This window comes from Pseudobacteroides cellulosolvens ATCC 35603 = DSM 2933, assembly GCF_001262605.1.
GTDB lineage: Bacteria > Bacillota > Clostridia > Acetivibrionales > DSM-2933 > Pseudobacteroides > Pseudobacteroides cellulosolvens.
Genome location: NZ_LGTC01000001.1, coordinates 2,916,367 through 2,929,702, shown reverse-complemented (window position 1 = coordinate 2,929,702; position 13,336 = coordinate 2,916,367). Strand labels below are relative to the sequence as shown.

The window sequence follows — 13,336 nt, the reverse complement described above, 5'->3', positions numbered from 1 at the left end:
TTGTGCGTTGACAAAATTAATATGTGGTAATAGAATTAAGTATGAGAAATATTATATTTGTGATTTCATGAATTATTGTAATAAAACTAATGAAAACTATTAGTACTATCTAAAGGAGGTAATTATGTCGGATTATAAAATAGCAGATTTAAATTTGTGGGAATGGGGAAGAAAAGAAATTGAAATTGCGGAAAAGGAAATGCCTGGACTTATGGCAATTAGAGAAAAATATGCTTCTGAGCAGCCATTAAAAGGTGTTAGAATTTCCGGTTCTTTGCATATGACTATACAAACAGCGGTTCTTATTGAAACTCTTGTTGCCCTTGGAGCTAATGTGAGATGGGCAAGTTGTAATATATTCTCAACCCAGGATCATGCAGCAGCTGCAATAGCTAAAGCAGGTGTTCCGGTGTTTGCATGGAAGGGTGAGAGCCTAGAAGAATACTGGTGGTGTACAGAACAGGCACTTACATTCCCTGGTGGACTTGGTCCCCAACTTATCGTTGATGATGGTGGAGATGCAACTTTGTTTATACACAGAGGGTATAAGGCAGAAAATGATGCATCAATTTTAGATGAGGTTACAGATAATGAAGAGCTTATGATCATTAATAGCCTGCTTAAGGAAGGTCTTAAAAGAGACAACCAAAGATGGCACAATGTAGTTAAAGAGTGGAAGGGTGTTTCCGAGGAAACCACTACAGGCGTTCACAGGCTATATCAAATGGTTGAAAGAGGAGAACTTCTGGTTCCAGCCATTAATGTTAATGATTCTGTCACCAAGTCAAAATTTGATAACCTATATGGCTGCAGAGAGTCATTGGTTGATGGAATAAAAAGAGCTACAGATGTAATGGTAGCTGGAAAAGTTGCTGTTGTTTGCGGTTATGGAGATGTTGGAAAGGGTTCTGCACAATCTCTGCAAGGTCTTGGGGCAAGGGTAATTGTAACAGAAGTAGACCCGATTTGTGCATTGCAGGCTGCTATGGCAGGTTATGAAGTTAAAACCGTTGAAGATACTCTTGGTATTGCTGATATCTATGTAACCACAACCGGTAACAGAGATATAATAACCATAGATCATATGAAGAAAATGAAAGACCAGGCTATTGTCTGTAATATAGGTCATTTTGACAATGAGATTCAAATGAATAAGCTTAATAATTATAAAGGCATAAAAAAAGTTAACATAAAGCCTCAGGTTGACAAGTATATATTCCCGGAAGGGCATGAAATATTTATATTAGCTGAAGGAAGACTTGTAAATCTTGGGTGTGCTACAGGTCACCCATCCTTTGTAATGTCAAACAGCTTCTCAAATCAGACTCTTGCTCAAATTGATCTGTGGAAGAACAGAGATAAATATGAGAAAAAAGTTTACATTTTGCCTAAACAGCTTGATGAAGAGGTTGCAAGACTTCACCTTGAAAAAATAGGTGCAAAGCTAACCAAGCTTAGTAAAGAACAGGCTGATTATATCGGGGTTCCTGTTGAAGGCCCATATAAGCCGGATCACTATAAGTATTAACATGTAATAACTTTTCTTATTGATGTAAAACATATATATAGTCTTAACTTGTCAAGAACTGACATCGTTTTTTAATGGTGTCAGTTCTTTTTTACAATAATGATCCTGTGATATTATTGGCAAAAAAATATTATTATACTATTTACAATAGTGTGTACCATACAGTATAATATAAATAGGAGGTGAGCCTATGGAAGAAAATAAGCAAGATGACTTATTTGACAGCCTATTACTGGAACTTAGGCGAGGTACAATTATTCTTAGCGTATTAAGTCAATTGAAACTTCCTCAATATGGGTATTCACTGGTTGTGCTTCTGGAAGAGAAGGGAATACCTGTAGAAGCAGGTACTCTATATCCACTACTTAGAAGGCTGGAAAAACAAAATCTACTGGAAAGCAATTGGGATGTAGATGCGGCAAAACCGAGAAAGTACTATCAGCTGAGCGATTATGGAAGGCAAATATATGATAAGCTATGCGGCCAATGGTTTGAAATGGTTAAGAAAATGGATAACCTTTTAATGGATTGAGGAGGGAAAATTTATGGATTTGGTAAATCGATATGTTTATGCTGTTACCAGAAGTTTACCGGAGAAACAGAGAGCAGATATTGAGAAGGAACTTAGAACACTTATAGATGATATGATTGAAGAGAATGATGAACCTGCATCATATGAGAGCAAGGCTCAAAAAGCACTTTTAGAATTAGGAGATCCGGAAATACTTGCAGATAATTACAGGGGCTCTAAGCGTTATCTTATAGGACCACAGTTTTATGATAAATATATCCTCATATTAAAGATTGTACTTGTCGCAGTATTTGCAGGGGTTACTATAGCTATTGCGGCAGAAGGCTTTTTTACAAAGGGAAAAAATGAGCTTGATATAGTAAAGGACTATTTGGGTGCATTGTTTTCAGGGGGATTGCAGGCCTTTGCCTGGACCACCATATCGTTTATGATAGCAGAAAGAGCTTATATGAATACTGCTGATAAGGGCAAAGTAGAAAAGGATTTCATGGAAAAAAGCGTGTGGAGTCTGTCACAATTACCTGTTATTCCGGAGAAAAAAGCATTAATACCTATACATGAACCTGTCATTTCAATTATCTTTAGTACAATATTTTTAATTCTGCTCTATAGTACTCCAAAGGTTTTTTCTGCATATATCACTTTTGAGAGTAATACGGTAGTGATACCGGTGTTTAACCAACAAGCGATGCAAGGATTCAGAATATTACTTATTTCCATACTTTTATTACTAGTTCTTAAAGAAGTTTTAAAACTCTATAGCAGAAGATGGAATCAAAAACTCTCGGTTGCTGTAGCTGTAATAAGTGGTATTTCAACCATCTTGACACTATATATATTTACCGATGCTAGTGTTTGGAATCCTGATTTTCCAGGCGAAATTATGAAGCATATGAAATTGACATTTGATTTTATCGATCCTTGGGCTAAAATAAAATCCGGATTTATTGCACTTATTGTTATAACCGGTGTTATAGATATCATAACTGCCCTTTATAAAGGGATAAGGTATAATGTTATAAAATAATTGCTTAATTATGAGCAAAAAAGGGCTGTTACAAAATGCATCCTACCAATCTATATTGTGCTTAACCTTTTTAAGTAGGCACAATATAGATTGGCAGGATATTGTTTTGTAACAGTCCTTTTCAATATTGAACAAAAGCAACTTTAAATTCTAATCTCCTACCATATTAAAATTTTTGCTAGGACAAAAACATCTACCATATTAATGACACCATCTGAATTGGGATCATATTGTATGTTATAGGTTTTATCCCCATTTTTGCTATTAAATATTTTCCCGATTTGTACCACATCTTGCATGTTGATAACATTATCTCCGTTGATATCACCCTGGTAAACAACAATAGGGGAATCTGAGGTAGATACATGAACATCTCCGTCATTAATAACAACATTGGGAATTATTTTTGCAAGACTTGTATTTCCAGATATCTTTAGTGTATATATGCCATTTGGGACTTTTTCAAATATAAAGCTTCCATCCATATTTGTTGTCGTTATATTATCCAAACCAACCAGATCTACATTATAATCCCACAATGTGCTTGCAGGATAATCTTTAGTAGGATTGGAATTTGTTGAGATATATCCAATAATCTTATTAGTACCGGACAAAGGATTATACTTTAGTTGGTCACTATTTAGACGATACTTTATCTTAAGAGGACCCATGTACAGGTTTAATTCAGTAGATGCAGTGAAAGGCCTATCGTTAGGTGCATAAGTAAATTGAGTAGATGTGGTTTGGTCAAAGTTGTTGTTTTCATCACGTTTTAACTCTTGTTCATTATAAGCACCGTCTCCATATGTTGAAACAGTAATTTTATCTATTTTCAGATCAGGTTTTATATCAGAATATTGACCTGCAATATGTAAATATACAACACCATATTTATTATCTTTAACACAGGATGACCAATCAGCTTTCGTAAGCTTTCCCTGATAGTATTGCAGAGTGGAATACATTGGTGGACTATCTAAGGTTATGCTTGTTTTCAAACTTGGGTTATTGGGATCTGCTGCAGTTAAAGTTACACTAAAGAATTCAGGACCTGGAGAAAATAAGTTTGGGGCATTTAGCGTGAGTTTATAGTCGAATTGCTTTGAATCATTAACAGATAAATTAAATTTTTGGTCTCCTATTTGTACCGATATGGTGTTTGAATCAGTATTACCAGTTACATGTAGGTAAAACATTTCAAAATTATTATTATCCCATGATGTATCCCATTCGGTCTTACTAATTGTAAGCTGTGGCAAAGCTGCATTTGAATCATCTAAAGCATCTAAAGCATAAGCAGCCTTCGTGATACTTAGTGCCAGCATTATAGATGAAAGGGTTATTAGTACTAAGATATACTTTTTCATGAATTTTTCCCCCTGTTTATTTAAAAAAATGAAGTGTTTACATAAATTATATAATACAGTATTATTTTAGTCAATTATGGTTTACGAAATGCAGATTATTACATTGGAATGGTTTAAAATAACTATTTATTAAAGCTACTTTATTACAAATTTATTAATTTTATGTTATTCTGATTGCTTTGCTTTTATAGTCATGACAAAATAGTGGATAAGACATAAAAAACTTATTCAATGTATATTAGAGGAAACTCACATGGTGAATTTTTACGCTTTACATAAAAAACAATACCCCACACACGCTCTGTATTTATGCTGCCTTATTGCAGTTTTGATCATAAAGCTGTTTTATAGAACAGCAGATAGCTCTTCACTGCAGTTTATATTGGCTCCTGTCACAAAGCTTGTGGAAGTATTTACAGGTACACATTACCAGTTTGTACCTGAAAGAGGATATTTGAGCTCTGATCTTACTGTTGAAATTGGTCCAGGCTGTGCAGGGATTAACTTTTTAGTCATATCGTTTTGTACTTTTGTATTTTCATTTATTAAGCAAATTAGAAGCACGTTAAATAAAATAATAGCTGCATCGTCATTTTTAATATTTTCATACATAATTACTATAATTGTTAATACCTTTAGAATAGTGACAGCAATTAATTTTTCGGGTTATAACGATACATATATGGGACTCGATAAGGAGTTTTTCCATAAGATTGTGGGATCGCTGGTATATTTCTTTTTCCTTGTATTGTGCTATATAGCCGTATCAAAGCTTATGACATTTATAACGACCAGGAATTCTATAGAAGGGATGAATCAAAATGAAAAATATACTTAAGCCTTACTGGCTATTAGTGAGCGTTTCACTGCCTCAACTGCTGATATTTGTTATAATGGGGTGGATATTTAATATTATCAATTCTCAATTGAGTGAGGAAAGCATAAAACTTTGGACTTTATTTGGTGCATTGCTCGGAGTATTCTATATTTCTTATACTGTATATGGAATTATCAGATTGTTATCAAAGAAGGATTTACATTTAAAAACAGGAATTATTATGTTTTTAACTTACATACCGTATCTATATCTTTATACCATGTTCAGTAATAAAATAATTCCTTCCAGTATCCCGGACTGGATGCTATTTGGAATTTCACCAAATATGCTTATTGTCGCACTTGTCATGCCTTCTATGGTAGTGGCAATGCTAATTTGTGTATTTTGGCTTACTCCGTTTAAGTTTGGCATGCTGTTCAATAAAAAAAACCTGCCGATTTTAGTTGTGCCTGCTTTCTGGTTTGTATTTTTTACAGCTTTAGTACCTCTATTGCATGCTCCTTTTAGGTCAGATTACGATCACTTTACTGCAATGGCATTTGTAATTGGAACTGTTGTATTTTTGTTTATAATTGTAAAGCTGATTTATAATCTGCTGTCTAAGAGGCCGGAAATATGGAAGAAAGTTGTTATTCCCCTTGTAACATTAGGGCCTTTATTTGGACTTACACTAAATAATGAGTTCAACATTTTTGGGGATTTCTCAAATGGTTATTTTTATATCCTTGCAATATTTACAGGGGTATTGCTTGTTTTACCATCTAGCAGTAATAAGTATATTAGAGCCTTATTGTATATTATGAAAAGCATTACTTTTACTTTTTCTGCCTACTTTTTTATGATTTTTCTACCGTACCTGCCATTTTCATTGCTGGGATTATTGTTATGCGGACTTGGAATTCTTTTGCTCATACCTGTTGCACAGGCTTTTGTGCATGTCAGGTCACTGTGGGATGACTTTAAATTTCTGGCACAGCATTTTAATAAAACCATCCTTTTGATAGTTTTTATTTGCGGTGCTTCATTAATTCCTGCTCTTATAACAGTTACCTTTAATAATGATAAAGGTCAGATAGACAGAGCCTTGAAATTTATTTATCAACAGAATTTATCAGTTGAAAACGAGATTAAGATTGATACCAAGGCACTTACCCGGTCGCTTGACTTCTTAAGGGAAAACAAGGCATCCACTAATAGAAGTGGAAATGTATTCTCTAATTATAGAACACCTCTGATTTCTGCATATTATAACTGGTATGTACTTGAAAACCTTACATTGTCGGAAGACAAAATTAAAGCAATTGAAAGAATATTTTTAGGGAAAAAGCACCAGAATAACTCGGAAGGTATGATGCTCCAGAATGATACAGGCCGGGTTCAAACAGTTTTTGTCGACAAGCATAATGTGGAGACGGTGTTTGCTGCAAAAGATAAATTCTATAGAAGTTGGGTTCATCTAGAGCTCAAAAATTCCAATTCTTCCGAAGCTTTTAATGCACAGTTTAGAAGTACATTTGATCTTCCAGAAGATTGCTTTATAACAAACTATTATCTTTATGTAAACAACAATAAGAAATATGGTATGATTGCGGATAAAAGGGCTGCAAACTGGATTTATGACCAAATAGTGACTATCAGAAGGGATCCGGGAATTCTTTCATATATTGATAACAATACGATAGAATTCAAGGTATTCCCATTTAATATAAATGAAAGCAGAAGTACAGGCTTTGAGGTTATTCATAAGAAACCCATTGAGCTAAATATCGAAGGACAGAAAATAAAACTTGGAAGTACATCAAATGAGGGCGGAAGTGTATCGGATGAAGGCAGCGGCTCGGCAATAGATATTATTGACGGTGCTACTATTGTGCCTTATGAAGCTAAAAAAGAGCTTATAAAAGCTACAAGATCTCCTTTTTATCACTTTGTAATTGATAGATCCCTAGATAGCAAGGGAAAAGGGCAGGAGTTGGTAGAATGTGTTCAAAATTATATCAAAAAGAACAATTTGGACTACAAAAATATTAGTATTTCTGCACTGAACTACAATCTTAAAAAGCTTTCGGCAGACGGAGATTGGCAGTCAGGATATAATAAGCTTCAGGCTGAAGGTGGACTATATCTTGATAATGCACTAAAGAGCATTTATTTTGAAAATTATAGCTCCAAGTCACATAATTACCCGGCTGTAATATTTGTTTCAAATAATATAAGCCAATATTCATTAACCGGAAATTATGATGCTTTAAAATATTTGCTGCCTGATGTAAAGTCCTTTTATAGTCTGACACCTGATGGCAAGCTTTTCAGTCACGCACTTGATAAAAAGGCAGTTACTCTTGATATGCCTGCAGGTGCAATTGTTCCTGATGAAGTAATACCATGGCCAGGCATTGATGATATAAAAGCATACTTAAGTGCCGATAATTCCACGTCCATAGTGCTTAATAAGAGTGACTATGAGATCAATATGGATAAGGCCAGTTCGTATTCATTAGGAACTGGATTTATGCTGAAAGCTGCAGCTGCCAGCATGTTCCTGCATCCCGAAAAGACCGCCGATAAAACACTGGAAATAGTAAAAGCCAGTATCAAATCCGGGTTTATGTCTCCATTGACTTCATATATAGTGCTGGAAAACAAAGCACAGGAAAAGGTTCTCTTAGAAAAGCAGAAACAGATTCTTTCAACGAAAAAGAGCCTGGATGTTGGCGAGCCAACCCAGATGTCAGAGCCTTCACTTGTGGTAATTGCTATAATCGCAGCAGCATTTGTTTTGGTAGTGAGGTATAGAAGGAGAGTAAAAGGAATGGTATAATTATATTAACCAATTATGAAAGGATGTATTTCATATGGCTGTATTACTATTACACAAAATCATGCAAATACCAAAATTCATATATGTATTTATTAAAATGGCGGTGCATTTGTTGTGTTCGGTAATAGATTGTGCTAGCCATGTGTTATTTACAAAAAAACATTTACTGCCTTCTGAAATTAGTGAAACGGTAAGGTTTAAACCGTTTGATTTTTTGCTTGCTTTAAGTATTATACTACTATCTATATCTTCCGGCACATCGCCGTATTTATTTCTAATATTGGAAATAGTCTTTACGCTTAATATACTAATAATCATTCTTTTTCAAAGGATCAAGGTTCCAAATAGTCTTATTTGATTTAAATGGAATTTGAATATGGATTAAAAGTGCTAACAGAGTGAGTTATCACTTTTAATCTATTAACAAGCTGCGATAATAAACTTATTATTGTCTGTTATAGGCATTTTGCCTATCAGAGGCGTTTTTTTCATGTGCTTAAATATGTTTATCGCAGAACTAAAGTACTTTTAGCCAAATCAAATATGACTATTGGGAGGGCCATTTATGATAAAGGTAATTAAACATTTAAAGCAGCTTCCAGCTAGATGGAATAACAAAGAGCTTGAAGCTGAAATAAATCATTTTAAACAATTGGTTGAGAAGATAAAAGAAGTTAATTTAGAAAACGAAGAAGACAGTAAGCTTGTGGAAATGTCAAAAAGACTTGTATCACTGGCACAAAGAGGCATATCAGAGGATGAGCTTTTGGTGCAATCATTTTCTTTGGTAAAAGAAGCAGCTAAAAGGAAATTAGGCATTGAACCTTTTGATGTACAGATTTTAGCAGGCATTGCCATGCATAAGGGTAAACTTGCACAGATGCAGACAGGGGAAGGCAAGACTTTGGCAGCAGTGTTTCCTGCATATTTAAATGCATTAACGGGTAAAGGTGTTCATATATTTACTGCAAATGATTATTTAGCAAAAAGGGATGCAGGTTGGATGGGGCCGGTATTTGCTTTTTTAGGCATTAGGTCAGGGTTTATTAACGAAGGAATGAGTAGGGAAGATAGGAAAAAAGCTTATGCCGCCGATATCACATATGTTACTGCCAAAGAGGCTGGGTTTGATTATTTGAGGGATTCACTTTGTTATGAGGATGATGAGCTTACCCAGAAAGGCTTTGGTACGGCTATAGTGGATGAAGCGGATTTTATATTGATTGATGAAGCCCGCATTCCTCTGGTAATTGCTGAAAATGAACCTGTCAAAAAGAGCATATCGGATAAAATATCAAAAATAGTTGATGTTTTGGTGCTTGGAGCAGATTATAATACAGATGAGAGCTTTAGAAATGTCTATCTTACAGATAATGGAACCGACAAGTTGGAGGAGCTTTTAGAGTGTGGCAATTTATACTCTGAAGAGAATTATGAACTGCTGCTTGAGATTAACTGTGCACTTCATGCAAGAGCACTGTTAAGGCGGGATGTAGACTATATTGTTAAGGATGGAAAGCTTAAGCTTGTTGATGGGTTTACTGGGCGGATAGCAGATAAAAGGGTATGGCCCGACGGTCTCCAGGCTGCAATTGAATCAAAGGAAGGGTTAAGCAGTTTTCAGGAAGGCAGAATATTAAGCACAATCACCATGCAGCACTTTATAAAGTCTTATGCTAAAATATGTGGCATGACGGCGACTGCCGCTGCATCATCAGCGGAATTTAAAGAGTTTTATGATCTTGATGTTGTAGTTATTCCACCCAACAAGCCTTGCAAAAGGATAGATCATGAGGATATTTTATTTGCCGGCAATTCAGCAAAATTCCATGCTATTATTTCGGAAATAAAAAGTGTACATGCTTCAGGTCGACCTATACTTATAGGGACGGCCAGCATTGAGGAGTCGCAGAGGCTCTCTGATGCATTAAGAGAAGATGGAATCTATTGTAATGTCCTTAATGCAAAAAATCATGAGCAAGAGGCAGAGATTATTGCACAGGCAGGATGCATAGGTGCTGTTACAGTTTCAACAAACATGGCAGGACGTGGTACCGATATACGCCTTGGTGGTGCTGATGAAGCAGAGAGGGATAAGGTCGTGGCCTTAGGAGGATTGTATGTTATTGGCACCAATAAACATGAAAGCCGCAGAATTGATAGTCAGTTGAGAGGACGTTCAGGAAGGCAGGGAGATCCGGGGTCATCCAGATTTTTTATAAGCCTTGAGGACGAATTGATCAAAAAGTATGGGAGCAAAAGTCTAAATGCTGCGGCTATATATTTGAAAGGTCAGAAGGGACCAATAGATGATGCATTCCATAAGCGTTTGGTGGAAAAGGCACAGAGGGCGGCAGAAGGCCAGAATGAAGATATGAGGTTTCTCTTATGGAGATATTCAAATATTATTGAGAATCAGCGAAAGATATTTTATAATTGGCGTCAAGCAGTCTTAAGGGGAGCATCCGAATTTGTCAAGTGGACTTTCGAGGCTCTCAAAGAGTACAATAATGCCCAAAAGTATGTGAGTATAGATGTTTTGATGAAAATAGAAAAATATATCATGCTTTTCCATATGGATCGCTTGTGGGCAGAATACATTTACCAAACAAATTATATCAGGGAGGGAATACACCTTGTCAATATCAGCGGTTTGAACCCTTTAGAGGAGTTTGTAAGAAGCATACAGGCTTCTTTTGATGAGCTAATGCTTGAAGTTTATGAAGAAGCTCAAAATACATTTAGATCGAATGATTTTTCCAGTGGTGATATTGACTTGGATAAAGCGGGAATCAAGGCACCTTCATCAACGTGGACATACCAAATAACTGATAATCCTTTTTCAGATGATTTAGGGATGCTTTTAGCAAGTAACCGGAATATAGGCTTTACTCCTGGGATTTTACTTCTATGGCCCATAGTGCTTTTTGGAATCATCTATACCAGGATTAAAAAGAGTAATAAGGCAAATGAAATGGTATAATGTATAATACTTTACTTAAAAAAGGATAACGAGCTGTAAGCCTTACAGTCCGTTATCCTTTTTTAAGTTTGTTACCGCTATCCTATACTTTTACCAAAACTCTTGAATTTTTATTTATATCAGTACTGCATTTTTCCAGGAATGCCCTGATGTTTGCTTCCTCTTTTCTGCGGTCTACATACAGTCTTCCTAACCTGTCGCATAGGCCAAGCAAGGCCACTTCGGTAATATCTGCCTGTCTTTTCATTGTTTCAACATCAGCAAAAGGCATATTGTTAACTACAAATAGGATTTGCATATGCCATCTTACAAGCATGGTTACTTTTCTTATGAATGCGTCATCCTCAGAAAATTCCATTAGGAATTTCCTTGCAAGCTCTGCACCTATTTTGTCATGATCGTAGGATGTTATTCTTCCATTCCTATATTTTGTTGCATCGGGTTTTCCTATATCATGAAGTAAAGCTGCCCACATAAAGGCTTTTTTACTGTTGCTTTCACTTCTTAATCTAGCTGCCTCGTCGACAACCATCATAGTATGATTCCATACATTACCTTCAGGATGGTGTTTAGGCGACTGGTTGGCTTTCTTTAGGTTGTTCAACAACTTAAAAGGGTATTGGTCAAATAATTGTGTTTCTGAAATCTCATTAAAATATAAAGATGGCCGTTCATCACCTAATAGATGTATATGAATTTGATGAAATATATCATGTGGCTTCATGACTTTTCATCTACCTTTTTATTCCCATACTTGGCTTTGCCTTGAATTTCCGGAACAGGTGCTACATCATTTTTAGGTATATGCATCTTTTGAGTGTTTTCAGTTCCATGTGGTTCTCTCGGATCGGGTCTTCGCATTCCGGCTTTGGCCATTTAATTCACTCCCCTTTTTATTTGCTTTTGCTTAATTTATACATCATTATTCTTAATGGATTTTTTCTTGGCATTCCTATTTTGATTCTGGTTTTCAGCGGTTATCGGAGTCTGCCCATTGGATTTTTCAGCCCTTGCTTTTTTATTATCCGGCTGACTGTCTTTTGGCATATAAATCACCTCATTAAATATGTTTCCTTCATTTTTTTATAAATATTCTTTTCAAATTTTAGCTGAAAAATAAGTAAGATAAGGATGATAGATTTTTACATAAAATTTGCGGAAACGTATGGCAGTGGTTCCAATGTTTACGTAAATACATATAATAAATTGGAAACAAATCGCTAGCAATTTTATTTCCAACACATTGACAAATTGAATTTATACAGATCTTGTTGGAGGTATATTATGATTACAGGAATGGAATTTGTAAAACAATCCTTGGAAACAAATCTTTTCTTTCTGAGGATTATTAAGGAACACTTGATATTTGGTGCTGCTGCCCTTACGTTTAAGGATTCAGGGATGGTGCCCCAGTTAATGAACCTTAAATGCAAATTTGAAAACCTTTTGATTCAGACAATATTACTGGCTAATGGTAATGTGAGGCCTGAGGCTGTAAGGATGGGGGATATTATCACACCCTATACCATGAGAGCAGAGATTGTGACGCAACAATTTACAGGCTTACCTATAAACACAAATATTACCCAGATGGAAGCAGCATTATTTAACAGCAGTAATACATTTTTACACAGTCCTGCAATAGAGCAGGCAGTAAGTATGCTCAACCAGAATACAATTGTACAGTTAAAGATAGCTATAGATACAAAGAAAAAAATGCTTGATAATATTTTAGCGTGTAAAATGTTTACAAACATGTATCCTGCAATGCTTGAGCATGTTATCCATGAGGCAGAACATTACCTAGAGCACCTTGAGAAGCTCCAAAAGCGTGAAAGCCTGATAGATGGGCCTCAGACAGCTGCAAAAGGTGAGATTTTTTGGAACCATATAATGGGGGATCATGGTAGGTTTATTCGCGGACTTCTTGATCCTACCGAAGAAGAGCTTATAAATAAAGCTAATGGGTTTGCAAGCGAGTTCGATGAACTTACACAGGCAGCAAGAGACGCTTATGACCGGATTGAACTGCTGCCGGAAGTCACAAAAAGAAGTATGGAAGCAACAACCAATATTAAAAACTTTAAGGAGCAAGGTACACAAGGAATTCTTGAATGTAAAATCAGATCCATAATACTGCCGCTTTTGAGTGACCATGTACTAAGAGAGGCAAACCACTACCTAAAAGAATTACAAGAGTTTAAAGTATAAAGAGATAAGCGTGAAAAAAGTGGGGATGT

At 35.6% G+C, this 13,336-nt stretch carries 11 protein-coding genes; 7 read left to right on the top strand and 4 right to left on the bottom strand.

What is annotated here, in order from left to right:
- Positions 1-124: 124 nt before the first annotated feature.
- The 3 genes from ahcY to Bccel_RS11865 all read left to right on the top strand — a co-directional run bounded on the left by ahcY (position 125) and on the right by Bccel_RS11865 (position 3,087).
- Positions 125-1,528 carry an adenosylhomocysteinase gene (ahcY, locus tag Bccel_RS11875; protein ID WP_036944508.1) on the top strand — a complete coding sequence of 468 codons (1,404 nt, stop codon included), beginning with the start codon at positions 125-127 and terminating at the stop codon, positions 1,526-1,528.
- A gap of 190 nt (positions 1,529-1,718) precedes the next feature.
- Positions 1,719-2,060: a PadR family transcriptional regulator gene (locus tag Bccel_RS11870; RefSeq protein WP_036944507.1), complete on the top strand. Its 342-nt coding sequence runs from the start codon at positions 1,719-1,721 to the stop codon at positions 2,058-2,060.
- 13 nt (positions 2,061-2,073) lie between these two features.
- A complete protein-coding gene (locus Bccel_RS11865; protein ID WP_050753405.1) occupies positions 2,074-3,087 on the top strand; it encodes an HAAS signaling domain-containing protein in 1,014 nt (337 codons plus the stop codon).
- A gap of 158 nt (positions 3,088-3,245) precedes the next feature.
- On the opposite strand, the gene Bccel_RS11860 is transcribed toward Bccel_RS11865, so the two are convergent.
- Positions 3,246-4,454 (bottom strand): dockerin type I domain-containing protein, encoded by a 1,209-nt coding sequence (locus tag Bccel_RS11860; protein WP_036944505.1) that lies wholly within the window; start codon positions 4,452-4,454, stop codon positions 3,246-3,248.
- 253 nt (positions 4,455-4,707) lie between these two features.
- Between Bccel_RS11860 and xrtK the strand changes: the two genes are divergently transcribed.
- The 3 genes from xrtK (at position 4,708) to secA2 (ending at position 11,096) form a co-directional block, all read left to right on the top strand.
- A complete protein-coding gene (xrtK, locus tag Bccel_RS11855; RefSeq protein ID WP_036944504.1) occupies positions 4,708-5,292 on the top strand; it encodes an exosortase K in 585 nt (194 codons plus the stop codon).
- Positions 5,276-8,113, top strand: coding sequence for an MSEP-CTERM sorting domain-containing protein (locus Bccel_RS11850; protein WP_036944503.1), 2,838 nt, complete (start codon positions 5,276-5,278; stop codon positions 8,111-8,113). The genes xrtK and Bccel_RS11850 overlap by 17 nt, the downstream gene beginning before the upstream one ends.
- A 565-nt stretch (positions 8,114-8,678) precedes the next feature.
- On the top strand, positions 8,679-11,096 hold the full coding sequence (gene secA2, locus Bccel_RS11840; RefSeq protein ID WP_036944500.1) for an accessory Sec system translocase SecA2: 2,418 nt from the start codon (positions 8,679-8,681) through the stop codon (positions 11,094-11,096).
- Positions 11,097-11,178: 82 nt separating this feature from the next.
- Here secA2 and Bccel_RS11835 read toward each other — a convergent pair whose 3' ends face one another.
- Genes Bccel_RS11835 through Bccel_RS32080 form a run of 3 tightly spaced genes read right to left on the bottom strand, consistent with a single transcriptional unit; the run spans position 11,179 to position 12,143 of the window.
- Complete coding sequence (locus Bccel_RS11835) at positions 11,179-11,820, bottom strand: HDIG domain-containing metalloprotein (RefSeq protein ID WP_036944499.1); 642 nt, start codon at positions 11,818-11,820, stop codon at positions 11,179-11,181.
- Entirely contained in the window at positions 11,817-11,972 is a 156-nt protein-coding gene (locus Bccel_RS30735) for a hypothetical protein (RefSeq protein ID WP_162838931.1), read from the bottom strand. Before Bccel_RS30735 ends, Bccel_RS11835 begins: the two co-directional genes overlap by 4 nt.
- Before the next feature lie 36 nt (positions 11,973-12,008).
- The gene (locus Bccel_RS32080) at positions 12,009-12,143 is read right to left on the bottom strand and encodes a hypothetical protein (protein WP_276326165.1); all 135 of its coding nucleotides are present in this window, start codon (positions 12,141-12,143) and stop codon (positions 12,009-12,011) included.
- Positions 12,144-12,380: 237 nt separating this feature from the next.
- Between Bccel_RS32080 and Bccel_RS11830 the strand changes: the two genes are divergently transcribed.
- Positions 12,381-13,307 (top strand): DUF2935 domain-containing protein, encoded by a 927-nt coding sequence (locus Bccel_RS11830; protein WP_036944497.1) that lies wholly within the window; start codon positions 12,381-12,383, stop codon positions 13,305-13,307.
- The last annotated feature ends 29 nt before the right edge of the window (positions 13,308-13,336 follow it).

Coding starts and splice junctions, on each gene's coding strand:
- Bccel_RS11835 (WP_036944499.1), bottom strand. CDS start 11,820: ATGAAGCCACATGATATATTTCATCAAATTCATATACATCTATTAGGT.
- ahcY (WP_036944508.1), top strand. CDS start 125: ATGTCGGATTATAAAATAGCAGATTTAAATTTGTGGGAATGGGGAAGA.
- secA2 (WP_036944500.1), top strand. CDS start 8,679: ATGATAAAGGTAATTAAACATTTAAAGCAGCTTCCAGCTAGATGGAAT.
- Bccel_RS11870 (WP_036944507.1), top strand. CDS start 1,719: ATGGAAGAAAATAAGCAAGATGACTTATTTGACAGCCTATTACTGGAA.
- Bccel_RS11865 (WP_050753405.1), top strand. CDS start 2,074: ATGGATTTGGTAAATCGATATGTTTATGCTGTTACCAGAAGTTTACCG.
- Bccel_RS11830 (WP_036944497.1), top strand. CDS start 12,381: ATGATTACAGGAATGGAATTTGTAAAACAATCCTTGGAAACAAATCTT.
- Bccel_RS32080 (WP_276326165.1), bottom strand. CDS start 12,143: ATGCCAAAAGACAGTCAGCCGGATAATAAAAAAGCAAGGGCTGAAAAA.
- Bccel_RS30735 (WP_162838931.1), bottom strand. CDS start 11,972: ATGGCCAAAGCCGGAATGCGAAGACCCGATCCGAGAGAACCACATGGA.
- xrtK (WP_036944504.1), top strand. CDS start 4,708: ATGGTGAATTTTTACGCTTTACATAAAAAACAATACCCCACACACGCT.
- Bccel_RS11850 (WP_036944503.1), top strand. CDS start 5,276: ATGAAAAATATACTTAAGCCTTACTGGCTATTAGTGAGCGTTTCACTG.
- Bccel_RS11860 (WP_036944505.1), bottom strand. CDS start 4,454: ATGAAAAAGTATATCTTAGTACTAATAACCCTTTCATCTATAATGCTG.